At 72.7% G+C, this 20,627-nt stretch carries 19 protein-coding genes; 12 read left to right on the top strand and 7 right to left on the bottom strand.

Going from position 1 to position 20,627, the window contains the following annotated elements; genetic code table 11:
• Position 1 precedes the first annotated feature (1 nt).
• The 4 genes from glgA (at position 2) to ACIRPU_RS18695 (ending at position 5,514) form a co-directional block, all read left to right on the top strand.
• A complete protein-coding gene (gene glgA, locus ACIRPU_RS18710) occupies positions 2–1,153 on the top strand; it encodes a glycogen synthase (protein WP_355702223.1) in 1,152 nt (383 codons plus the stop codon).
• 51 nt (positions 1,154–1,204) lie between these two features.
• Positions 1,205–2,425: a glucose-1-phosphate adenylyltransferase gene (glgC, locus tag ACIRPU_RS18705; protein WP_355702222.1), complete on the top strand. Its 1,221-nt coding sequence runs from the start codon at positions 1,205–1,207 to the stop codon at positions 2,423–2,425.
• Between the two features lie 103 nt (positions 2,426–2,528).
• On the top strand, positions 2,529–3,887 hold the full coding sequence (locus ACIRPU_RS18700; protein ID WP_355702221.1) for a wax ester/triacylglycerol synthase family O-acyltransferase: 1,359 nt from the start codon (positions 2,529–2,531) through the stop codon (positions 3,885–3,887).
• A gap of 103 nt (positions 3,888–3,990) precedes the next feature.
• A complete protein-coding gene (locus tag ACIRPU_RS18695; protein ID WP_403868227.1) occupies positions 3,991–5,514 on the top strand; it encodes an SDR family NAD(P)-dependent oxidoreductase in 1,524 nt (507 codons plus the stop codon).
• Here the strand turns inward: ACIRPU_RS18695 and ACIRPU_RS18690 are convergent.
• Both ACIRPU_RS18690 and ACIRPU_RS18685 read right to left on the bottom strand, forming a co-directional pair.
• Positions 5,493–6,311, bottom strand: coding sequence for an SDR family oxidoreductase (locus tag ACIRPU_RS18690; protein WP_355702219.1), 819 nt, complete (start codon positions 6,309–6,311; stop codon positions 5,493–5,495). The two genes, ACIRPU_RS18695 and ACIRPU_RS18690, sit on opposite strands and share 22 nt — an antisense overlap.
• A 25-nt stretch (positions 6,312–6,336) precedes the next feature.
• Complete coding sequence (locus ACIRPU_RS18685; RefSeq protein WP_355702218.1) at positions 6,337–6,786, bottom strand: hypothetical protein; 450 nt, start codon at positions 6,784–6,786, stop codon at positions 6,337–6,339.
• A 484-nt stretch (positions 6,787–7,270) separates the two neighbouring features.
• Here ACIRPU_RS18685 and ACIRPU_RS18680 point away from each other — a divergent pair, with 484 nt between their 5' ends.
• On the top strand, positions 7,271–7,444 hold the full coding sequence (locus tag ACIRPU_RS18680; protein ID WP_103782545.1) for a hypothetical protein: 174 nt from the start codon (positions 7,271–7,273) through the stop codon (positions 7,442–7,444).
• A 63-nt stretch (positions 7,445–7,507) separates the two neighbouring features.
• Here the strand turns inward: ACIRPU_RS18680 and ACIRPU_RS18675 are convergent, their stop codons facing one another.
• Complete coding sequence (locus tag ACIRPU_RS18675; RefSeq protein WP_355702217.1) at positions 7,508–8,851, bottom strand: amidase; 1,344 nt, start codon at positions 8,849–8,851, stop codon at positions 7,508–7,510.
• 117 nt (positions 8,852–8,968) lie between these two features.
• Positions 8,969–9,685 (bottom strand): FadR/GntR family transcriptional regulator, encoded by a 717-nt coding sequence (locus tag ACIRPU_RS18670; RefSeq protein WP_384109080.1) that lies wholly within the window; start codon positions 9,683–9,685, stop codon positions 8,969–8,971.
• 186 nt (positions 9,686–9,871) lie between these two features.
• Here ACIRPU_RS18670 and ACIRPU_RS18665 point away from each other — a divergent pair, with 186 nt between their 5' ends.
• Genes ACIRPU_RS18665 through ACIRPU_RS18650 form a run of 4 tightly spaced genes read left to right on the top strand, consistent with a single transcriptional unit; the run spans position 9,872 to position 12,724 of the window.
• A complete protein-coding gene (locus ACIRPU_RS18665; RefSeq protein ID WP_351757022.1) occupies positions 9,872–10,627 on the top strand; it encodes an SDR family oxidoreductase in 756 nt (251 codons plus the stop codon).
• A complete protein-coding gene (locus ACIRPU_RS18660) occupies positions 10,624–11,592 on the top strand; it encodes an aldo/keto reductase (RefSeq protein ID WP_403868222.1) in 969 nt (322 codons plus the stop codon). The genes ACIRPU_RS18665 and ACIRPU_RS18660 overlap by 4 nt, the downstream gene beginning before the upstream one ends.
• The gene (locus ACIRPU_RS18655) at positions 11,589–11,903 is read left to right on the top strand and encodes an L-rhamnose mutarotase (RefSeq protein WP_403868219.1); all 315 of its coding nucleotides are present in this window, start codon (positions 11,589–11,591) and stop codon (positions 11,901–11,903) included. The genes ACIRPU_RS18660 and ACIRPU_RS18655 overlap by 4 nt, the downstream gene beginning before the upstream one ends.
• On the top strand, positions 11,900–12,724 hold the full coding sequence (locus ACIRPU_RS18650) for an amidohydrolase family protein (protein WP_403868216.1): 825 nt from the start codon (positions 11,900–11,902) through the stop codon (positions 12,722–12,724). Before ACIRPU_RS18655 ends, ACIRPU_RS18650 begins: the two co-directional genes overlap by 4 nt.
• Here the strand turns inward: ACIRPU_RS18650 and ACIRPU_RS18645 are convergent.
• Complete coding sequence (locus ACIRPU_RS18645) at positions 12,712–14,133, bottom strand: lipase maturation factor family protein (protein WP_403868213.1); 1,422 nt, start codon at positions 14,131–14,133, stop codon at positions 12,712–12,714. The two genes, ACIRPU_RS18650 and ACIRPU_RS18645, sit on opposite strands and share 13 nt — an antisense overlap.
• A gap of 141 nt (positions 14,134–14,274) precedes the next feature.
• On the opposite strand from ACIRPU_RS18645, the gene ACIRPU_RS18640 reads away from it, so the two are divergent.
• The 3 genes from ACIRPU_RS18640 to ACIRPU_RS18630 all read left to right on the top strand — a co-directional run bounded on the left by ACIRPU_RS18640 (position 14,275) and on the right by ACIRPU_RS18630 (position 17,814).
• Entirely contained in the window at positions 14,275–14,769 is a 495-nt protein-coding gene (locus ACIRPU_RS18640; protein ID WP_403868210.1) for a hypothetical protein, read from the top strand.
• A gap of 62 nt (positions 14,770–14,831) precedes the next feature.
• A complete protein-coding gene (locus ACIRPU_RS18635) occupies positions 14,832–16,919 on the top strand; it encodes a SpoIIE family protein phosphatase (protein WP_403868207.1) in 2,088 nt (695 codons plus the stop codon).
• 31 nt (positions 16,920–16,950) lie between these two features.
• On the top strand, positions 16,951–17,814 hold the full coding sequence (locus tag ACIRPU_RS18630; RefSeq protein ID WP_403868204.1) for an Fpg/Nei family DNA glycosylase: 864 nt from the start codon (positions 16,951–16,953) through the stop codon (positions 17,812–17,814).
• Here the strand turns inward: ACIRPU_RS18630 and ACIRPU_RS18625 are convergent, their stop codons facing one another.
• Positions 17,815–19,845, bottom strand: a complete 2,031-nt coding sequence (locus ACIRPU_RS18625) for a caspase family protein (RefSeq protein ID WP_403868201.1) — start codon at positions 19,843–19,845, stop codon at positions 17,815–17,817. It lies immediately after the preceding gene.
• Positions 19,842–20,234, bottom strand: coding sequence for a hypothetical protein (locus ACIRPU_RS18620; protein WP_403868198.1), 393 nt, complete (start codon positions 20,232–20,234; stop codon positions 19,842–19,844). The genes ACIRPU_RS18625 and ACIRPU_RS18620 overlap by 4 nt, the downstream gene beginning before the upstream one ends.
• Positions 20,235–20,627: the final 393 nt, after the last annotated feature.

Genomic DNA, 20,627 nt, shown 5'->3' with positions numbered 1-20,627 from the left:
GGTGCGTGTGGGACTGCTGACCCGGGAGTATCCCCCGGACGTGTACGGCGGTGCGGGCGTCCATGTCGAGTTCCTCGCCCGTGAGCTGAGGCGGCTGGTCGACCTCGACGTGCACTGCTGGGGCGAGGGCCGCACCGAAGGGGTCCAGCGGCATCGCCCCTGGTCGGCGCTGGACGGCGCCAACGACGCGCTGCGCACCTTCTCCGTGGACCTCGCCATGGCGGCCGCCCTCGAAGGCCGCGAGCTGGTCCACTCCCACACTTGGTACGCCAACCTCGCCGGTCACCTGGCCAAGGAGCTGTACGGCGTTCCGCACGTGGTGACCGCGCACTCGCTGGAGCCGCTGCGGCCCTGGAAGGCCGAGCAACTCGGCGGCGGCTACGCCCTGTCGAGCTGGGCCGAGCGGACCGCGGTGGAGGCGGCCGACGCGGTGATCGCCGTCTCCGGCGCGATGCGCGAGGACATCCTCGCCTGCTACCCGACGCTCGCCCCGGACCGGGTCCACGTCGTCCACAACGGCATCGACACCGCCCTGTACCGTCCCGACCACGGCACCGACGCCCTCACCCGGATCGGCCTGGACCCGGACCGTCCGTTCGTGCTGTTCGTCGGCCGCATCACCCGGCAGAAGGGCGTGCCCCATCTGCTGCGCGCCGTGCGGGACATCGATCCCGCGGCGCAGGTCGTGCTGTGCGCGGGAGCGCCCGACACCCCCGAGATCGACCAGGAGTTCCGCGATCTCTTCGCCGAGCTGAGCCGGGCCAGGGACGGCGTGCACTGGATACCGAAGATGCTGCCGCGCCCCGAGGTGATCCAACTCCTCACGCACGCGTCCGTGTTCGTCTGTCCCTCGGTGTACGAACCGCTCGGCATCGTCAATCTGGAGGCGATGGCCTGCGGCACTCCCGTCGTGGCCTCCCGGGTCGGCGGCATCCCGGAGGTCGTCGAGCACGGGGTGACCGGGACGCTCGTGGAGGTGGGCGAGGACTTCGAGGCGGGCCTCGCGCGGGCGCTGGACGCGGTCCTCGGCGACCCGGCGGCCGGGCGCCGGATGGGCGAGGCCGGACGGGCGCGCGCGGTGGGGGAGTTCGGGTGGGACGCGGTGGCCCGGCGGACGGTCCGGCTGTACGAGGAGATCGTCAAACAGGCTTAGTTCCCCCGGTCGGGGGCAACCATGGTTTCAACCAGGGTGAGGGGAGCGGCCATGCGTCGTGGTGGGCCTTCGGTGCTAGGGATCGTGCTGGCGGGCGGTGAGGGCAAACGCCTGATGCCGCTCACGGCTGACCGCGCCAAACCGGCGGTCACGTTCGGCGGCACGTACCGGCTCGTCGACTTCGTGCTGTCCAATCTCGTCAACGCCGACATCCTGCGCATCTGTGTGCTGACGCAGTACAAGTCGCACTCCCTGGACCGGCACATCACCACCACCTGGCGGATGTCGAGCCTGCTCGGCAACTACATCACCCCGGTCCCGGCCCAGCAGCGGCTCGGCCCGCGCTGGTACCTCGGCAGCGCCGACGCCATCCTCCAGTCGCTGAACCTCCTCTACGACGAACGGCCCGAGTACGTGGCCGTGTTCGGCGCCGACCACGTCTACCGCATGGATCCGCGCCAGATGCTCACCCAGCACATCGACAGCGGTGCGGGGGTGACCGTGGCCGGGATCCGTGTCCCGCGCGTGGAGTCCTCCTCGTTCGGGGTGATCACGCCGGGCTCGGACGGGCTGACGGTCGACCGCTTCCTGGAGAAGCCGGCCGACCCGCCCGGGCTCGTCGACGACCCGGAGTACGTGTTCGCGTCGATGGGCAACTACATCTTCACCACCAAGGCGCTGATAGAGGCGCTCCAGCGGGACGCCGAGGACGAGGGCTCCGTGCACGACATGGGCGGCTCGATCCTGCCCCAGCTCACCCAGCGCGGCGAGGCCCAGCTGTACGACTTCCACGACAACCACGTGCCCGGCGAGACCACCCGCGACCAGGGCTACTGGCGGGACGTCGGCACGCTCGACGCGTACTACGACGCCCATATGGACCTGATCGCCGAGCGTCCGGCCTTCAACCTGTACAACCGCAGCTGGCCCATCTACACCCACTCGGGTCAGCTGTCCCCGGCGCGTTTCAACGCGGGCGGCATCGCCGGCGAGTCGATCATCAGTTCGGGGTGCCTGATCCGTGGACAGGTCACCCGCTCGGTGCTGTCGCCGGGCGTGGTGGTCGACCCCGGAGCGGTCGTGCAGGGCTCGATCCTGCACGACAACGTGCACATCGGACGGGGTGCGGTCGTGCGCGGTGCGGTGCTCGACAAGAACGTGGAGGTCCCTCCGGGTGCGACCATCGGCGTGAACCCGGAGCGCGACGCGGAGCTGTACACGGTGTCGCAGGGCGGCGTGATAGCCCTGGGAAAGGGCCAGCAGGTGCCCTGAACTTAATGCGCTGTTAACTGTGTGTAGCTTGATCGTACTTGACCGTAATCGCCCGGGCGCGCTTGACTGATTGCCTCCACTCTGAGCGACGCGAGGCAAGCCCTTGACTGCTGATGATCTGCTGGCCCCCCTCGACCTGGCGTTCTGGAACCTCGAGTCGGCCGAGCACCCCATGCACCTGGGGGCGCTCGGCGTCTTCACGGCGCAGTCGCCCACCGCGGGCGCCCACGCCGCCGACCTGCTCGCGTCCCGCGCCGCCGCCGTCCCCGGACTGCGCATGCGGATCCGGGACCTGTGGCGGCCGTTCGACCGCTCGGAACCGTTCGACCTGCGCCGGTCGCTCGCCTTCGGCGGCGCGACCCGGGAGGCGGACCCCGACTTCGACCCCCTGCACCACGTCACGCTGCACGCGCCCGCCGCCGACTTCCAGACCGAGGCCGGGCGGCTCATGGAACGCCCCCTGGTGCGCGGCCGCCCGCCCTGGGAGGCCCACGTCCTGCCCGACGCGAACGGCGACGGCTTCGCCGTGCTCTTCAAGTTCCACCACGCCCTCGCCGACGGCCTGCGCGCCCTGACCCTGGCCGCGGCCGTCCTCGACCCCATGGATCTGCCCGCGCCCCGGCCCCGCCCGGCCGAACCGGCCCGCGGGCTCCTCCCCGACGTGCGCAGTCTGCCCGGCATCCTGCGCGGAGCCGTCTCCGACGTGGGCCGCGCCCTCGACATCGGCGCCTCCGTCGCCGTGCACACCCTGGGCATGCGCCCCACCCGCGCCCTCAGCGCCGCGCCCACCGGCACCCGCCGCACCGCCGGCGTCGTCATCGACCTCGACGACGTGCACCGGATCCGCAAGGTCGCCGGCGGCACCGTCAACGACGTGCTGATCGCGGTCGTCGCCGGGGCCCTGCGCCGCTGGCTCGACGAACGCGGCGACGGCAGCGAGGGCGTCGTGCCGCGCGCGCTCATCCCCGTCTCCAAGCGCCGCCCGCGCACCGCCCATCCGCAGGGCAACCGGCTCTCCGGGTACCTGATGCGGCTTCCCGTCGACGACCCGGACCCGCTGCGCCGCCTCGACACGGTCCGCGCCGCCATGGACCGCAACAAGGACGCGGGGCCCGGCCGGGGCGCCGGCGCCGTGGCCCTGCTCGCCGACCACGTCCCGGCCCTCGGCCACCGTCTCGGCGGCCCGCTGGTCGGCCAGGCCGCCCGGCTCTGGTTCGACATCCTCGTCACCAGCGTGCCCCTGCCCAGCCTCGGTCTGAAGCTCGGCGGGAACCCGGTGACCGAGGTCTTCCCGTACGCCCCGCTCGCCCGCGGCCAGGCCCTCGCGGTCGCCGTCTCCACCTACCGCGGCCGGATCCACTACGGCCTCGTCGCCGACGCCGAGGCGGTCCCCGACCTCGACCGGTTCGCGCGAGCCCTGACCGCCGAGGTGGAGACGCTCATCACGGCCTGCGGGTCTTGACGGGAACGGGTTTGGAGGAGAGGCCCGGCGCTCCGTAAAATTCGTCGTTCGAGGGCGGACTCGGTCGGAGCGCCGCACGGGTGATCAGGGAAGCGGCAGCGCGATGACGGTGACAGAGGACGGCTCGACGGCGGTCACGGAGGAGGTCGTGACGGAGGAGGTCGTGGACGAGGTCGTGTACGGCCCCGGCATCGACCCGGAGCGGCTCGCCGTCTGCCTCGCCGTGCTGGACGAGCTCGACAAGCTGGACGTCGACCACCCCGACGCGATCGCCGTGCGCCGGGCCACCGCCGGCGTCTACCGCACCGTGAAGCAGCGCCGCCGTCAGGACCGCCGGGCCGCCAAGACCGCCCACGACAAGGCGGTCACCGAGGCCACCGCGACCGGCTCCGCCCAGCGCATCGACGACGAGACCGAGGGCATCCTGCCGTCCTCGGTCACCGGGGAGGGCAGGATCGCCGGGATACTCCAGCGTCCGCGCTCCTGCTACACCTGCAAGACCCGGTACGTCGAGGTCGACTACTTCTACCACCAGCTCTGTCCGGACTGCGCCAACGAGAACCGCGCCCGCCGCGACGCCCGCGTCGACCTCAGCGGCAAGCGCGCGCTGCTCACCGGCGGCCGCGCCAAGATCGGCATGTACATCGCGCTGCGGCTGCTGCGGGACGGCGCCCACACCACGATCACGACGCGCTTCCCGAAGGACGCCATCCGCCGCTTCAAGGCCATGGACGACTCGGGCGACTGGTTGCACCGCCTGGAGGTCGTCGGCATCGACCTGCGCGACCCGGCGCAGGCCGTGGCGCTCGCCGACCGGGTCGCCGAGGCGGGCCCGCTCGACATCCTCGTCAACAACGCGACGCAGACCGTACGCCGGCTGCCCTCCGCCTACGCCGCCCTGGTGGGCGGCGAGAGCGCCGCGCTGCCCGCCGGTGAGCTGCCCGCCCACCACGTCATCGGCGCCTTCAACTCCGGCGCGGTCGACGGGCTCGCCACGCTGCCCCTCGGCACCGGCGGCCCGGACGCGCAGAAGGTCGCCGACCTCGCCCTGGTGGCGGGCAACGCCAGCATCGCCCGGCACCTCGACGGCACCGCCATCGACGCGGGCGGCCTGGTCCCCGACGTCGTCGACACCAACACCTGGGTGCAGACCATCGAGCAGATCTCCCCGGTGGAGCTCCTCGAGACCCAGCTGTGCAACTACACGGCACCGTTCATCCTGATCAGCAAGCTCCGCCCGGCCATGGCCGACGCCGCCGGGAAGGCGGCCAGCGGGCGCGCGTACATCGTCAACGTCTCGGCGATGGAGGGCGTCTTCGGCCGCGGCTACAAGGGCGCCGGCCACCCGAACACCAACGCCGCCAAGGCCGCGATGAACATGGTGACGCGGACCAGCGGCCAGGAGATGTTCCAGACCGACGGCATCCTCATGACCTCGGTCGACACCGGCTGGATCACCGACGAGCGTCCGCACTACGACAAGCTGCGCCTGGCCGAGGAGGGCTTCCACGCCCCGCTCGACCTGGTCGACGGCGCGGCCCGGGTCTACGACCCGATCGTGCGCGGCGAGCAGGGTGAGGATCTGTACGGGGTGTTCCTGAAGGACTACGCGCCGGGCAAGTGGTGACGTCCCGGGGTGCGGGTCGCGCGTGACCGGTCGTCCCCCGGGGACGCGGTGCGTGCCGCCCGTACCCTCGTGCCGCCGTCCACCACCAGGTCCGCGCCGGTGACCCAGTCGGCCTCGTCCGACGCCAGCCACAGCACCGCCCTCGCCACGTCCGCCGGCTCGCCGATCCTGCCGAGCGGCAGACCCGGCGCGATCTCCGCTTCCCCCGGCTCCCACACGAACCGGGCCATCTCGGTCCGCACCAGGCCGGGGGAGACGGAGTTCACCCGCACTCCGGGGCCCAGTTCGCCCGCGAGCTGCCGGGTGAGGTGGAGGAGGGCCGCCTTGCTGGTGCCGTAGGCGCCGACGGCGGGGCCGACGTGCCCCGCGCCCTCCGTGCAGATGTTGACGACCACACCGCCGTGCGCACGCATCCAGCCCCGCCACGCGCACTGCACCAGCCGCAGCGGCGCCTCGACGTTCACCGTGAACGCCTCCCGCCAGGCGCCCGGATCGGCGTCCATGAGGGGACCGTAGGGCTGGTTGGTCGCCGCGTTGTTGACCAGCACGTCCAGCCGGCCGAACGCGTCCAGGCAGAGCTCCGTCAGCTTCCGGGGATGCCCGGGGTCCCCGACGTCGCCGGCCAGTCCGACGCCGTCCAGCTCCCGGGCCGCGCGACGGACCCGGTCCGGGTCCCGCGCGCTGACGCACACGCGCGCCCCGGCGTCGGCGAGCGCCCGTGCCACCGCCCAGCCGATCCCGCGCGTGGCCCCCGTGACGACGGCGGCCCTGCCCCGCAACCCGTACGACGACGTCATCGGCGTACGGTCTCATGACGGGGCGTCAGTCGACAGCCCCGAGACGCGAGTTCCGTGCCGCCACGAGTTCCAGCACCGTGCGCCAGTCCTCCAGCACGCCCGCGTCGAACCCGGCCACCCGGCCGTCCTCGTCGGCCTGGCGCAGGCTGAGCAGATCGTCGTCGGCGGTGGGCCCGTGCCAGGGGTGCAGCCGGACGAGGCGCGAGACGCGGGTGCCGAGCAGGGGGCGTACGGCGTCGGCGGCCCGATCCGGCCGGCCGGTGGCGTCGGTGGGGCACAGCAGGTGACCGATGGGGTGGACGAGCCCGGTGAGCTGGAGTTCCTTGTCGGCGGGGCGGCTGCGGCGCAGCAGTGCCGCCGTCTGGAGCGCGTGATCGTGCAGGTCGACGCCGGACACACCGCGGTCCGGGGTGTCCCGCACGCCCCGGCAGGCGTACAGCAGGTCCATCAGCTCCTCGACGCTGCGCAGCTCCATGCGTCAGTCCTTCCGCGAGACCGCCGTTGCCGGACGCCAGCAGACCATGGCCTGCTTGCGACCGGACGAACGGCACTTGAACTGCGCGGCGAACTCTCGGGCGAATGCGCGGCCTCGCTGGGCCGCCACGCCCATCAATATCCCCCGGACGGGTGAATCAAGAAGGTGTATCAGGGTGGAAAAGGGTTCAATTCACCTGCGGTGACATACGGGTGACTTGCCATGGTTACCCCAAATTTTCAGCCCTATCGAGCGGCTACCCGCTCATTTGGTTAATGTGTAGCGGACGGACAGCAGTACGGAGTGCCACCCACACCCACGGTCCGTCATGGGACAGGCCGCTTCACAACGGCTCGCCCTCCAAGAAGTTGCCGGCGCCACCGCGTCCTCGACCGACTTGAGCCAGGCCCGAGGGAGCGTCAGGCGCCGGACCGCAGACTGGCCGGCACGCCCCGAGGGTGACCCGACACATAAGGAGTGCGCGGTGACACCGGAGAAGACGAATCGCGAGCAACGTCCCAAGGAACGCACGGAGCGGGCCGGCCGCCGACCCGGCGAGATCGGCAGCCTCGACGTGTGGGCCCGCTCCGCCCCCATCCGCCTGGCGGGCTACGAGGAGGACCTCGCCGAGCCCCACATCCTGCCCAGCGTGGACTGAGCCGCTCGCGGTCGCCCGGCTCGGGTGTGCGCCAGACGCGCCCGAGCCGGGCTCCTGCCCCGCTCAGTCGAGCGGAGCCGTCCGCCGCCACGGACGCAGGCTCTCCAACTGCTCGGCGAGCCGCAGCAGTTCGCCCTCCCGGCCCGGCAGGGCCACCAGCTGCACCGCGGTGGGAGCACCGGACGGCAGCGTGCCGAAGGGGACCGCCATGGCGGGCCAGCCGGTCAGGTTCCACGGCGGCGTCAGCGGCGAGTAGTTCGTGTTCACCAGGACGTTGCGCAGCCAGCCCCGCTCGTGCCACGGCGCCGACTTCGGCGACCGTCGCGCCAGCGCCGGGGTGAGCAGCACGTCGTACTCCGCGAAGAACGGCTCGAGACGCCGGCGCAGTGCGTCCCGTGCCGAGCCGCCCCGCACCCCCGACAGGAAGCGCCGGCCGACGGCCGCGTGCACCCGGGTGCGCCGGGTGAGCAGTCGAGCGTCGAGGCTCGCGGCGTCCACGGCCGTGCCCGCCGTCCAGTGCGCCAGCGAGGTGACGCCCAGCGACAGCGGATACGGCGGCTCGGCCCGTTCCACCTGGTGCCCCGCCCGGATCAGCACCCCGGCCGCGTCCCGCGCGGCGTCCGTGTACGGCCTGCTCACCGTGACCCCGGCCAGGGGGCTGCGCACCGAGACGGCGATCTTCAGCCCGCCGGGCTCCCCGGCCGAGGCGATGTCCGTGTCCGCGAGGACCGACAGCATCAGCCGCGCGTCCTCGACCGTCGTGGCGAGCGGACCGTTCTCCGACATCCCGAACCAGTCGCCCTCGCCGATCCCGGCCGGCACCACCCCGTGGCCCGGCTTGATGGTCACCAGGCCGCAGTTGGCCGCCGGGATCCGCAGCGAGCCCATGCCGTCGTTGCCGAGGGCGATCGGCACCAGGCCCGCGGCGACCGCGGCCGCGCTGCCGCCCGACGAGCCGCCCGCCGTGCGGGAGGTGTCCCAGGGGTTGCGGGCGGTGCCGTGCACGCCCTCCGTGGTGCCGAAGACGCACAGCTCCGGCACGTTGGTCAGGCCCACGACCACCGCGCCGGCCGCCCGCAGCCGGGCCACCGTGACATGGTCGGCGTCGGCCGGGGTGTCCGATGTCGCGGCCGAGCCGACCCGGGTCGACTCGCCCCGCACGGCGAGGTTGTCCTTGACCGCCACCGGGACCCCGGCCAGCGGCAGTGCGGCCAGGTCGTCCCGGGCGGCCAGCGCGTCGGCCTCGGCCAGGGCCGCTCGGGCCCGCACCGTGCGGAACGCCCCGATCCGGCCGTCCAGCAGCTCGATGCGCGCGAGATGCTCGGCCACCACCTCACGGGGCGTGACCTCCTTGGCGTGTACGGCGGCGGCGATCTCGACGGCGGTCCGGCCGACCCAGCTGGTCACAGGCAACTCCCACGGTGTGCGTGCACTACTGGCGAGTACGTAGGAGAACTCTGCCCCGCCGGGAGTCCCGCGTCGAGAGGCGGCCGTGGCTCGGGGCCGTCGAGAGGCGGCCGTGGCTCAGGGCCCCACCTGCCCCCTGAGCCACTCCTCCACCTCGCCGACGTGGGCGGCCGCGGCCGCCCGGGCGGCCTCCGGGTCGCGGGCGGCCAGCGCGCGGTGGATCGCGGCGTGTTCGCGGCGGGTCCGGGCGAAGGCGCCCTCCTCCTGGTAGCCGCGCCAGACGCGGGCCCGGAAGGTGCGGGAGGAGAGGCCCTCCAGGATCGCCGCCATCGTCTCGTTGCCGGCCGCCGCCGCGATCACCCGGTGGAACTCCAGGTCGTGCGCGAGGATCTCCTCCGGGTCGTCCGTCGCGTTCATCGCCGCCAGGTGACCCTCCACGACGGCCAGCTGTTCCGCGGTGATGCGGGCCGCGGCCAGCGCGGTGGCCGTCGACTCCAGGATCCGGCGCACCTGGAGCAGTTCGACCAGCCGCGGACCCCGCGACAGGTCGGCCACCACTCCGAACGTCTCCAGCAGGTCCCCCGCCTTCAGCGCGGTGACGTAGATCCCGGAACCGTGCCGGGCCTCCAGCACCCCCAGCACGGTGAGCGCCCGGATCGCCTCGCGCATCGAGCTGCGGGAGATGCCCAGCTCGACCGCGAGATCGCGCTCGGTCGGCAGCCGCTGGCCGGGTTCCAGCGACCCGTCGGTGATCATCGTCTTGATCCGCTCGATGGCGCGCTGTGTCACCGTGCCCTTCGGGGCGGCGGTCCCGCTGCGCGGGGTGTCTTCCACGTGGCCTCTCCTGTCGCCGGTGTGCCCCGATCCCCGACCGAGGTGGTCGGACCACTTGGACCCGGAACTCGTCAAAAAGCTACCCGGGGGGTGTTGTGGAGCGGAAGTGGTCTGATAAATATGCGGCAGGTATCCCGCCGGCGACTTCCATGCCGCCGACCTCGCGATCCGGAAGGAGAAGGCGGCGTGAGCGACTTCGAAGGGCTGACGGCCCTGGTGACGGGGGGTGGCTCCGGCATCGGGCGGGCGACCGCGGAGCTCCTGGCCGAGCGCGGCGCCCGGGTCGCCGTCCTCGACCTGGATCCGTCGGGCGTGCACGAGCCCCTTCTCGGATATCCCGCCGACGTCACCGACGACGCCTCCGTGCGGGTGGCGGTCGCGGCCGCCGTGGCCGACCTCGGGGGGCTGGACATCCTGGTCAACAACGCGGGTGTCGGCGCCCAGGGCACCGTCGAGGACAACGACGACGCCGAATGGCACCGCGTCCTCGACGTCAACGTCGTCGGCATGGTCCGCACGGCCCGCGCCGTCCTGCCCCACCTGAGGCGTTCCTCGCACGCGGCGATCGTCAACACATGCTCCATCGCCGCCACCGCGGGCCTGCCGCAGCGCGCGCTCTACAGCGCGACCAAGGGCGCGGTGTACTCGCTGACCCTCGCCATGGCCGCCGACCACGTACGCGAGGGCATCCGCGTCAACTGCGTCAACCCCGGCACCGCGGACACCCCGTGGGTCGGCCGGCTGCTCGACGCGGCCGACGACCCGGCCGCCGAGCGCGCCGCCCTTGAGGCCCGCCAGCCCACCGGCCGGCTGGTCGGCGCCGACGAGGTCGCGGGCGCCATCGCCTACCTGGCGAGCCCCCTGTCCGGCGCCACCACCGGCACCTCCCTCGCCGTCGACGGCGGGATGCAGGGCCTGCGGCTGCGGCCGGTGGGCCGGTGACCACGCTCGGGCGCAGCGGCGTCCCGGTCAGCCCGCTCGCCTTCGGCGCCGCCGTCATCGGCAACCTCTTCACCGAGGTCGGCGAGGAGCAGGCGCACGAGGCGGTGGCCGCCGCCTGGCAGCAGGGCATCCGCTACTTCGACACGGCGCCGCACTACGGCCTCGGCCTGTCCGAGCGCCGCCTCGGCGCGGCCCTGCGCGAGCACCCCCGCTCGCGGTACACGGTCTCCACCAAGGTGGGCCGCCGCCTGGAGGCGACGGACCGGGGCGGCGACGACCTGGCCGACGGCTTCGCCGTCCCCGCCACGCACCGCCGCGTGTGGGACTTCAGCGCCGACGGCGTACGACGCACCCTGGAGGCCAGCCTGGAACGGCTCGGCCTCGACCGCGTGGACGTCGTCTACCTCCACGACCCCGACGACCATGGCGAACAGGCCTTCCGCGAGGGCTACCCGGCGCTGGAGAGACTGCGCTCGGAGGGCGTCGTCGGGGCGATCGGCGCCGGGATGAACCAGGCGGAGATGCTCACGCGGTTCGTCCGTGACACGGACGTCGACGTGGTGCTGTGCGCGGGCCGGTACACGCTGCTCGACCAGCGGGCCCGGGTGGAGCTGCTGCCCGCCGCCGTGGAGCGGGGGGTGTCGGTGGTCGTCGGGGGCGCCTTCAACTCCGGTCTGCTGGCCGACCCCCGGCCCGGCGCCACGTTCGACTACGCGCGGGCGCCCGCCGAACTGCTGGACCGCGCCCTGCGCCTGAAGGAGACCGCCGACCGGCACGGCATCACCCTGCGGGCCGCCGCCCTGGCGTTCTGCGCCGCCCACCCGGCCGTCGTGAGCGTCCTGGTCGGCGCCCGCTCGGCGGCCGAAGTGCGCGACTGCGCCGCACAGTTCGCGACCCCCGTCCCCGCCGCCTTCTGGCAGGAGCTGCGGGACGCCGGGCTGCTGCCCCCGCAGGAGCCGTCATGAGGGTCGCCCTGCACACCAGGGTCCGCGCCGACCGCGTCACCGCGTACGAGGCCGCGCACCGGGAGGTGCCCAGGGAGCTGACGGACGCCATCCGCGCCGCCGGCGCCGTCTCCTGGACGATCTGGCGCAGCGGCACCGATCTGTTCCATGTCCTGGAGTGCGAGGACTACCCGCGCCTCCTCGCCGAACTGGGGAAGCTGCCGGTCAACGTGGTGTGGCAGGCGCGGATGGCCGAGCTCCTCGACGTGGTGCACGACTACTCCGACGAGGGCGCGGGCGCCGGTCTGCCCGTCGTGTGGGAGCTGCCGTGACCGTCGACGCGCACCACCACCTGTGGGACCTGTCGGTACGGGACCAGGACTGGATCGCCGAAGGCAGCCCGCTCCGGCGGGACTTCACCGTCGACGACCTGACGCCGCAGGCCCGCGCGGCCGGAGTCGACCGCACGGTCCTCGTCCAGACGGTCACCGTGGCCGAGGAGACCCCCGAGTTCCTCGCCCTCGCGGCCGCGAACGACCTGATCGCGGGGGTCGTCGGCTGGACCGACCTCACCCGCATGGACGTCGCCGACGAACTGGCCCGGCTGCGGGAGCTCCCCGGCGGCCGCTACCTCAAGGGCATCCGGCACCAGGTCCAGGGCGAGCCGGACCCGCGGTGGCTGTTGCGGGCGGACGTGCACCGCGGGCTCACCGCCCTCGCCGCCGCCGGCCTGGTCCACGACCTGGTGGTGCTGCCCCACCAGCTCCCCGCCTGCGTCGAGGCGGCCGCCTCGCTGCCCGGACTCACCTTCGTCCTCGACCACCTGGGCAAGCCGCCGATCGCCGCCGGCGCGCTGGAACCCTGGGCGTCCCACGTCCGGGCCCTGGCGGCGCTGCCCAACACGGTCTGCAAGCTCTCCGGCATGGTCACCGAGGTCGATCCCGCGTCCTGGACCGTCGACGACCTGCGCCCGTACGCGGACACCGTGCTCGAGGCCTTCGGGCCGGCCCGGCTGATGTTCGGCTCGGACTGGCCGGTGTGCACGCCCACCGCGTCCTACGGCGAAGTCCTGGACATCGCACGGCGGTTGACCGACCCGGGCGCGCACGGCGAGATCTTCGAGACCACCGCCGTCCGGGTCTACGACCTCTGAGCCGATCCCGCCAGCCGCGTCGGCGGCAGATACTCCCGCACATACGTCCGATGCCAGTACGCGCCCGTCTCCCGCAGTTCCCGCCAGGTGGTGCAGCGGTAGCGGAAGAGGCGGGCGCGGATGTGGCGCGGGGGCTCGTCGGCCGGGAACGGGGAACGGCGCAGCAGCTTCAGCGTGTCGCGGTCGTTCTCCAGCAGCCGTTCCACCAGGGCGGTGAACCACTCCCCGGCATAGGCGGGGGAGAGCGCAGCGAACCACATCATCCAGTCCAGGCGCAGATGGTAGGGGGCGAACTGGCGCGGCCAGTGCCGGGGATCACCCGGCTTGCCCTTGAACTCGTACTCCCGCCAGTCGGAGTCCTCGCGCGGCACGTCGTCGAGCGTGCCCTCGATCACCACCTCGTGGCGGATCCGGCTGACGCTGCCGAACGCGCCGTAGGTGTTGACCAGATGCAGCGGATCGAAGGAGCGGTTCATCACCTGGCGGCGGGAGAGCATGTTGACCACCGGGCGGTAGCTGAGGAACAGCAGCAGCGCGATCGCGGTGAGGACCACGATCTCGTACCAGAGGGGTGCGGCGGGGGCCGACCGGCGGCCGGCGGGCAGTCGGAGCGCGGACACGGCCAGGACGACGGTGATCCAGTTGAGCCAGGCGAAGTTGCCGGACAGCACCAGCCAGAGTTGGGTCAGGATCATCAGACACGCGGCCGCCGTCGCGATCGGCTGCGGGGCGAACAGCAGGAACGGCACGACGAGTTGGGTGAAGTGGTTGGCCGCCGCCTCCACGCGGTGCAGCGGCTTCGGCAGATGGTGGAAGAACCAGCTCAGCGGGCCGGGCATCGGCTGGGTCTCGTGGTGGTGGTAGAGACAGGTCAGCTTCCGCCAGCAGGCGTCGCCCCGCATCTTGATCAGACCCGCGCCGAACTCGACCCGGAACAGGATCCAGCGCACGGCGAAGAGCACGAGGATCGGCGGGGCCACCTCGTCGTTGCCGAGGAACACGGCCAGGAAGCCCGTCTCCAGCAGCAGGGACTCCCAGCCGAACCCGTACCAGGTCTGGCCCACGTTGACGATCGACAGATAGAGCGCCCACGGCACCAGCCACAACAGCATCGCCGCCCCCAGGGGCAGCAGGCCGTCCAGACCGGCGAGCAGCGCCGCCGACACCGCGCAGCCGGTCCAGGCGCAGCCCGCGAACAGGCGGTCGGAGTAGCGCAGCTGGAACAGGCTCGGCGCCCGCCGAAAGGGCACCCGCTCGACGAAGCGTGGCACCGGCAGCATCCCCCGTTCGCCGAGCAGCGCCCGGAACTGGAGGGCGGCCGTCAGGAACGCGACCAGGTAGACCCCGGCCAGGGCCCGCTGGAAGACCAGGCGGCTCAGCCAGTACTCGGGTGCGGTGAACCAGTCCACGGCCGTGCGCTCCTTCTCTCCGGTCGGGCGATGTCACCGTGTGTGGTCAGGCCCTCCGGTTGCGTGACCCTGGTGGGTGAAGCAGACAATAGTGGTCGAATCACCTCCTGGTGAGGGACCGAGACGATGCGGGAGAACGTGGTGCGACTACCCACTGCCACTCTCCTCACCGCCTGTGCGCTCTCGGCGGCGCTCCTCGTCGCCGGACGCGGTGGTGCGGGGGAGAAGATCACGATGCCGGGCGCGGAGTCCGTCGTCCCGGCGGCCGAGGGGCGTGTCGTCTCCGGCGACCCCTTCACCGGCCTCTTCGCCGATCCCGCGGCCGTCGACCCGGATTCCGGCTCCTCCTTCGCCGACAGCGACAGCGACAGCGACAGCGGCACCGACCCCGGCGCGGCAACCGGCTCCGGCTCCGGCGACGAGCTCGGTCCGGGCGAAGACCCCGGCTCCGACGAGGGCCTCGGTTCCGGCCACGACCGTGCTGCCGACCCCGGTGAGATCGGCCCCGAGACCGTGCCGGAAGTCCCCGACCTGCCCGACGGCGGCGGGCTGATCCCCGACGGGCCGGACGAGTCCGACGCGCTGGACCGGTCCGACAGCATCTTCGGCAGCCCGCTCGACGTCGTCCTGGGTTGACCGTGGTCCCGGGTCCTGGTTCCCCGGTCGAAGAATCGGACAAACCCTGGCAAGGTGGCCCCATGGTTGATCGGGGAGCGAGCGCCCTGTCTCTCCCGGACGACTGGCCCGCCCACCCGGATCCGATCCTGGCGCTCAACCGCATGGGCAGCTTCGACTGGGACCTGGACTCGGGGCAGTTCCACATGGACGCCCGAGCCCACGAGATCTTCGATCTGCGGCCCGACGAGTACGACGGCAACCCCGTGACCCTCGCCGTCCGGGTCCCGCCGACCGAGGGCATCCGCCTGGACGGGCTGGTCGCCCAGGCCATCAAGGACGGCAGCGAGAACTACGGCGCCTACTTCCGTATGCGGCTGCGCGACGGCACCCTGCGCTGGACCCACACCCAGGGCTACATCCGGCGTGACGGGACCGGCCGGCCGCGTCGCATCGTGGGCATCGTGCGGGACGCGACCGACGAGCTCAGCGATCTCGCCGCCCGCCGCGACGAGGCCGCCCTCGACGACGCGCGCCGCGAGCAGACCAACGTCGTCCAGCTCACCACGGCGGCCCTGGCGCACGCCCGTACCGTGCGCGACGTCATCGACGTCCTCAAGGACACCCAGGGCCTCACCCACCTCGGCGCGACCAGCCTCGTCATGGGACTGGTCGAGGCCGGCCGGATCCGGCTGATCGCCGAGGGGCCGGAGGGCAGCTTCGTGCCCGGCACGCTGGTCACCCGCCTCGACGAGCCCTACCCGATGAGCGAGGTCGTGCGCACCCTCACCCCCCGGTTCATCGAGTCGCCGGAGGAGTTCGCGGGCGGCTACCCCGTGCTGTGGCCGCACCTCACCGATCTGAAGATCACCTCGGCGGCCTATCTGCCGCTGATCGTGCAGGCCCGCCCGATCGGCGCGATGGGGCTGCTCTACAGCGACCGGCGGGGCTTCACCCAGGAGGACCGCAACATACTCGTCGCCCTCGGCAGCAGCATCGCGCAGAGTCTCCAGCGCGCGATGTTCTACGAGCAGGAGAAGGACATCGCGCAGGGCCTCCAGCAGGCCATGCTGCCGCGCACCATCCCCAGCGTGCCCGGCGCCGACGTCGCCGTCCGCTACCGCGCCGCCACCATCGGCGGCTCCCTGGGCCGCGACATCGGCGGCGACTGGTACGACCTGATCCCGTTGCCCGGCGGCCGGGTCGGCGCCGTCATCGGCGACGTCCAGGGCCACGACACGCACGCCGCCGCCGTCATGGGTCAGCTGCGGATCGTCCTGAAGGCCTACGCGGCCGAGGGCCACACCCCGGCCACCGTGATGGCCCGCGCCTCGGTCTTCCTGCACGAGCTCGACACCGACCGCTTCGCCACCTGCCTGTACGCGGAGGTCGACCTCTCCACGGGGGTCGTCCAGGTGGTCCGCGCCGGGCACATCGACCCCCTGCTGCGCGGCCTCGACGGGACCTGCCGGCGCGTCCCGGTGCCCGGCGGGCTGCCGCTCGGCCTGTCCGCCGAGTTCGGCAGCCTCGAGTATCCGGTCGGCACCGTGGAGCTCGACCCCGGCCACACCCTGCTGCTGTGCACCGACGGGCTGGTCGAGCAGCCCGGCGCGGACCTCGACGACGGCATGCGGGCCCTCGCCGCCCTGATCGCCGCGGGCCCCGCGGACGTCCGGAAACTCGCCGACCAGCTCATCGAGGTCGCCGAGGAGCGCGGCGGGGACGACGACGTCGCCCTGCTCCTGCTGCGCCGGCGCGGCCCCGACAGCCCCCAGGCCGGGAACCGGCTCCAGCAGCATGTGGCCCCCGGCGACCCGGAGGCCCTCAGCGAGGCCCGGCACATGATCCGCGCGGCGGTGCGCACGTGGGGCGTCGGGGGCCGCGCCGACGAGGTCGAACTGGTCGCCGACGAACTGATCACCAACGCGCTCATGCACACCGAGGGCGCGGCGATCGTCACCCTGCGGGTGCTCACCGGCAGCGAACACCGGCTGCGGGTGGAGGTGGAGGACTCCTCCAGCGCCCTCCCGCGCCGCCGTGAAGCGGGCGAGTCGGGGGTCTCCGGGCGGGGCCTGCTGCTGGTGGACCTGCTCACCGACGCCTGGGGCGTGGAGGCGCGGGGCGGCGGCAAGTGCGTGTGGTGCGAGTTCGTGCTGCCGGAACGGAGCTGAGGACTCCGGCCCCGGATGGCACTCTGGACGTATGCCGGAGCTCCCCGAGGTCGAAGCGCTGAAGGACTTCCTGGCCGAGCATCTCGTCGGCCACGAGATCGTCCGCGTGCTGCCCGTCGCGATCAGCGTGCTGAAGACGTACGACCCGCCCGTCACCGCCCTCGAGGGCCGGGAGGTCACCGCCGTGCGCCGGCACGGCAAGTTCCTCGACCTGGCGACCGGTGACGGCCCGCACCTCGTCACGCACCTCGCCCGCGCGGGCTGGCTGCACTGGAAGGACAAGCTCCCGGACGGTCCGCCCCGCCCCGGCAAGGGGCCCCTGGCCCTGCGTGTCGCACTGGAGACGGGAGCGGGCTTCGACCTGACGGAGGCCGGCACCCAGAAGCGGCTCGCGGTCCACGTCGTCCAGGATGCGGGGCAGGTCCCCGGCGTCGCCCGTCTCGGTCCCGACCCGCTCGCCGCCGACTTCGACGAGGCCCGCTTCGCCGCGCTGCTCGCGGGTGAACGGCGCCGGCTGAAGGGCGCCCTGCGCGACCAGGGCCTGATCGCCGGCGTCGGCAACGCCTACAGCGACGAGATCCTGCACGCGGCGAAGATGTCCCCGTTCAAACTGGCGGCCACCCTGACGCCGGAGGAGACCCACACCCTCTACGAGGCCCTGCGGACCACGCTCACCGAGGCGGTCGAGCGCTCACGGGGCCTGGCGGCGGGACGGCTGAAGGCCGAGAAGAAGAGCGGGCTGCGCGTCCACGGCCGCGCCGGCGAGCCCTGCCCGGTCTGCGGCGACACCATCCGAGAGGTCTCCTTCAGCGACTCCTCGCTCCAGTACTGCCCCACCTGCCAGACGGGCGGCAAGCCGCTGGCGGACCGGAGGATGTCCAGGCTGCTGAAGTAGTCACCACGAGCCTTTGCCCACCAAGTAGGCGACGAGCACGAGCAGGGCGAGTATCAGGACCGGGACCGCCAGGCCCTTCGCCACCGCCGTCATGCTCCATGTGCCGTGCGTCGACGACCGGGCGAGCGGCCCCTGCCGGGCGCCGAGGTCGTGCCGGGCGAACGCGCCGACAGCGAGCGCCACCGCGGCGGTGATCAGGGACGCGGTGAGCAGCGGAAGCACTCCGTGGTCCTGCACGTTGTCCTCGATGTTGCCCGACCCCCCGTCCTCTATGCGGTCCAGGACGGCCGCCACCGCCTTCGGGAGGGTCACCAGCAGCGTGATGACCGCGGCCGCGGCGAGAGCGAGGGCCGCGCCGGCCAGGGCCGGGGCGCGCCGGGACGCAGTCGCGGGCCGGCCGCCGCCGGCCTCCCGACGGGTCCCGTCCCGCTCCCGACCGGTCCGCTCCCGCTCTCGACGGGCCTCGTCCTGCTCCCGACCGGTCCGGTCCCGTTCCCGACGGGCCTCGTCCCACTCCCGACGGGCCTGGTCCCGCTCACGGCGGGCCTCGTCCTGCTCACGGCGGGTCTGATGCGTGGGGTGCCGGTGTGGGTTCGTGAGGTCCACGCGGGTCTGGGTCTCGTCCGCGGTGGTCCGGGACGGGTCGCCGGTCGATCCTGGTGGCCGGTGTCGCTCCTGCGGGCCGCCGGACTGCCCGACGACCACCGTGTCCTGGGCATTGGCCGATCCGTCCGCGGGCCCCGTGGCGTCGGTCGTCGGTTCGGAGGCGGGCGCCGCGACCACCACCGCCTCGACGCGGATCACCGCCTCCTCGGCCACGCCCTTCAGCGCGATGTCACCGGACAGGGGTCCCTCGACGGCGGTGTCGATCCGGACCCGCAGACCGCTCGCGGTCGGTTCGACGTGCAGCCACGACTGGCCGGGCTGGACGACGCAGTGCCGGGCCAGCGGCGGGCCGGTCATGGTCACGGCCCGCTCCTCGGGCGTGGAACCCTTCGGCACCGGGCCGAAGTCCAGGTGGTCGGGGGACGGCGCGAGGCGGATGTCGCGCAGCGCGCGGCTCGCCTGGTCGGCGATCTGCTGGATGTCGTTGCGCTGGACCTCCTCCAAGGCCTGGCGCGCCCCTTCCGCCAGGGCCAGGGAGTCGTTCCGCAGCCGGGAGCGCAGCTCCAGCACGGCTCCCTGCCGGGTGAAGGCGTTGTCGCTGTTGACGGCAGCCAGCAGGGAGGGCGGCGAGGGGAGGGCGGCGATCTTGATACGGCCGCGCCGGCTGTGTGCCAGATGCAGCTCCCCCTGCATCTCCACCGTCTTGCTCGGCGTCTGGTGGGGGTTCTGCTCCTGTACGCGGTCGAAGACGTAGTCGTACAGGTCGTCCAGGGAGACCTCGCCGTCCGCGTCGAGGTCGGCCTCGCCGGTCTCCAGGCCCTGGACCACCGCGTGCGTGAACACCGAGGGCCGCGGAGCGGATTTCTCGGCGAGTTCGTCGCCCTCGAAGGCGAACTCCATCGAGCTGGACGCCGTGATGACGGCCCAGCCCCGGCCGCCGGGCGGCCTGTCGTGGGTGAAGCTCTCCAGGACGTCGACGTCCCCGGAGGCGCGCATAGAGGACGATCCCCGCGAGAAGGCGCCGCCGTAGCAGCAGTCGAGGAACAGGACGCTCCGGCCGGCCCGGGTCCGGGACATGCACCCGCGGACGAAGTGGGCGGGGATCGCCGTGGCGTCCAGCAGCCGGGGCTCGGTGTCGCTGGCGGCGAAGTACAGCTCGCCGGACTCGCTCTTCAGACCGTGGCAGGAGAAGTGCAGCACGAGGGTGTCGTCGCGACGGCGGTCGTTGAAGAAGCCCTGGATCCGGCGGCGCATGGTGTCGGCCGGCGCGTTGCGCACGACGTCCACCTCGAAGTCGCCGATCTGCGGGTCGTGCAACACCCCGGCGAGGGCGGTGGCGTCCTCGGCGGGCGCCCTGAGCTGCTTGAGTCCCTGGTCGGCATAGCGGTCGTTGGCGATGATCAGCGCGTGTCTGGCGCCCGTCATGGCTGGGCTCCGGCCGTGGAATGACGTCGTTCGAAGAGGTCGAAGGCCTTCGCGAGCTGTTCGTCGGTCGCCTCGGATATCTCCAGCACGTCGTCGTCCAGCGTCAGGCGCAGCGCGGGGCGGGACTCCCGGTGGCGTCCGCGCCATTCACGGATCACGTCGAGGACCTGGCTCAGCCCCTTGGCCGTGCTGCCCAGCGTCACCAGCAGGGCGCCGATCGCGGCCACCTCGACGACCCGGGCGCCGGGCGGGGCCGGCTCGCCGGGGACGGACGTCACGTCCTCCACGTCGAGTTGAAGCAGTTCCTCGCGCAGACAGCCCGTCAGGTCCGCGATGTCCTCGGGGTCCGCGCCCTCTTCGGTCACCAGGATGCGCAGGGTCGTGTCCACCGGCTCAGCCCCTCCTCCGTCGTACGCGCAGGGGCGGCGCGGAGTCGGAGTCACCGGGGGCTCCGCGTCTTCTTCCACAGCAAATTTTCCGCCGTTCTCCCCATGGTCGCAAATCACGCGGAGCACGGAGGAGGACGGGCACAGCGTCAACTTGCGCGATTCCGGGGAGGGAAAGAGGCTGGAATCAGCTGCTCGGGCCGTTCGGCGGAGCGCACATCACCGCGGCGGTGGACGGCGTGGCGTCATGAACCCGCCAGCAGTGCACCGGACGTCGTGCACCAGACGCCGTGCACCAGACGCCGTGCACCAGAGGCCTGTTCCGCCGTACTGCGCCCAACTCGCCCAGACTCAGCTCGTGTTGCGCCCGGGACCTCGGTCTTCCGTCCCGGGTTC

Source organism: Streptomyces sp. NPDC102259, from assembly GCF_044766465.1.
In the GTDB taxonomy this organism is placed as follows: Bacteria; Actinomycetota; Actinomycetes; order Streptomycetales; family Streptomycetaceae; genus Streptomyces.
Note: the sequence above shows the minus strand (reverse complement) of the source record. Positions and strands in the feature narration are given on the sequence as shown.

What these genes read in the sequence shown, in the direction of transcription:
- glgC (WP_355702222.1), top strand. Translation starts at nt 1,205, where the DNA reads ATGCGTCGTGGTGGGCCTTCGGTGCTAGGGATCGTGCTGGCGGGCGGT.
- ACIRPU_RS18695 (WP_403868227.1), top strand. Translation starts at nt 3,991, where the DNA reads ATGACGGTGACAGAGGACGGCTCGACGGCGGTCACGGAGGAGGTCGTG.
- ACIRPU_RS18690 (WP_355702219.1), bottom strand. Translation starts at nt 6,311, where the DNA reads ATGACGTCGTCGTACGGGTTGCGGGGCAGGGCCGCCGTCGTCACGGGG.
- ACIRPU_RS18685 (WP_355702218.1), bottom strand. Translation starts at nt 6,786, where the DNA reads ATGGAGCTGCGCAGCGTCGAGGAGCTGATGGACCTGCTGTACGCCTGC.
- ACIRPU_RS18655 (WP_403868219.1), top strand. Translation starts at nt 11,589, where the DNA reads ATGAGGGTCGCCCTGCACACCAGGGTCCGCGCCGACCGCGTCACCGCG.
- ACIRPU_RS18635 (WP_403868207.1), top strand. Translation starts at nt 14,832, where the DNA reads ATGGTTGATCGGGGAGCGAGCGCCCTGTCTCTCCCGGACGACTGGCCC.
- ACIRPU_RS18630 (WP_403868204.1), top strand. Translation starts at nt 16,951, where the DNA reads ATGCCGGAGCTCCCCGAGGTCGAAGCGCTGAAGGACTTCCTGGCCGAG.
- ACIRPU_RS18625 (WP_403868201.1), bottom strand. Translation starts at nt 19,845, where the DNA reads ATGACGGGCGCCAGACACGCGCTGATCATCGCCAACGACCGCTATGCC.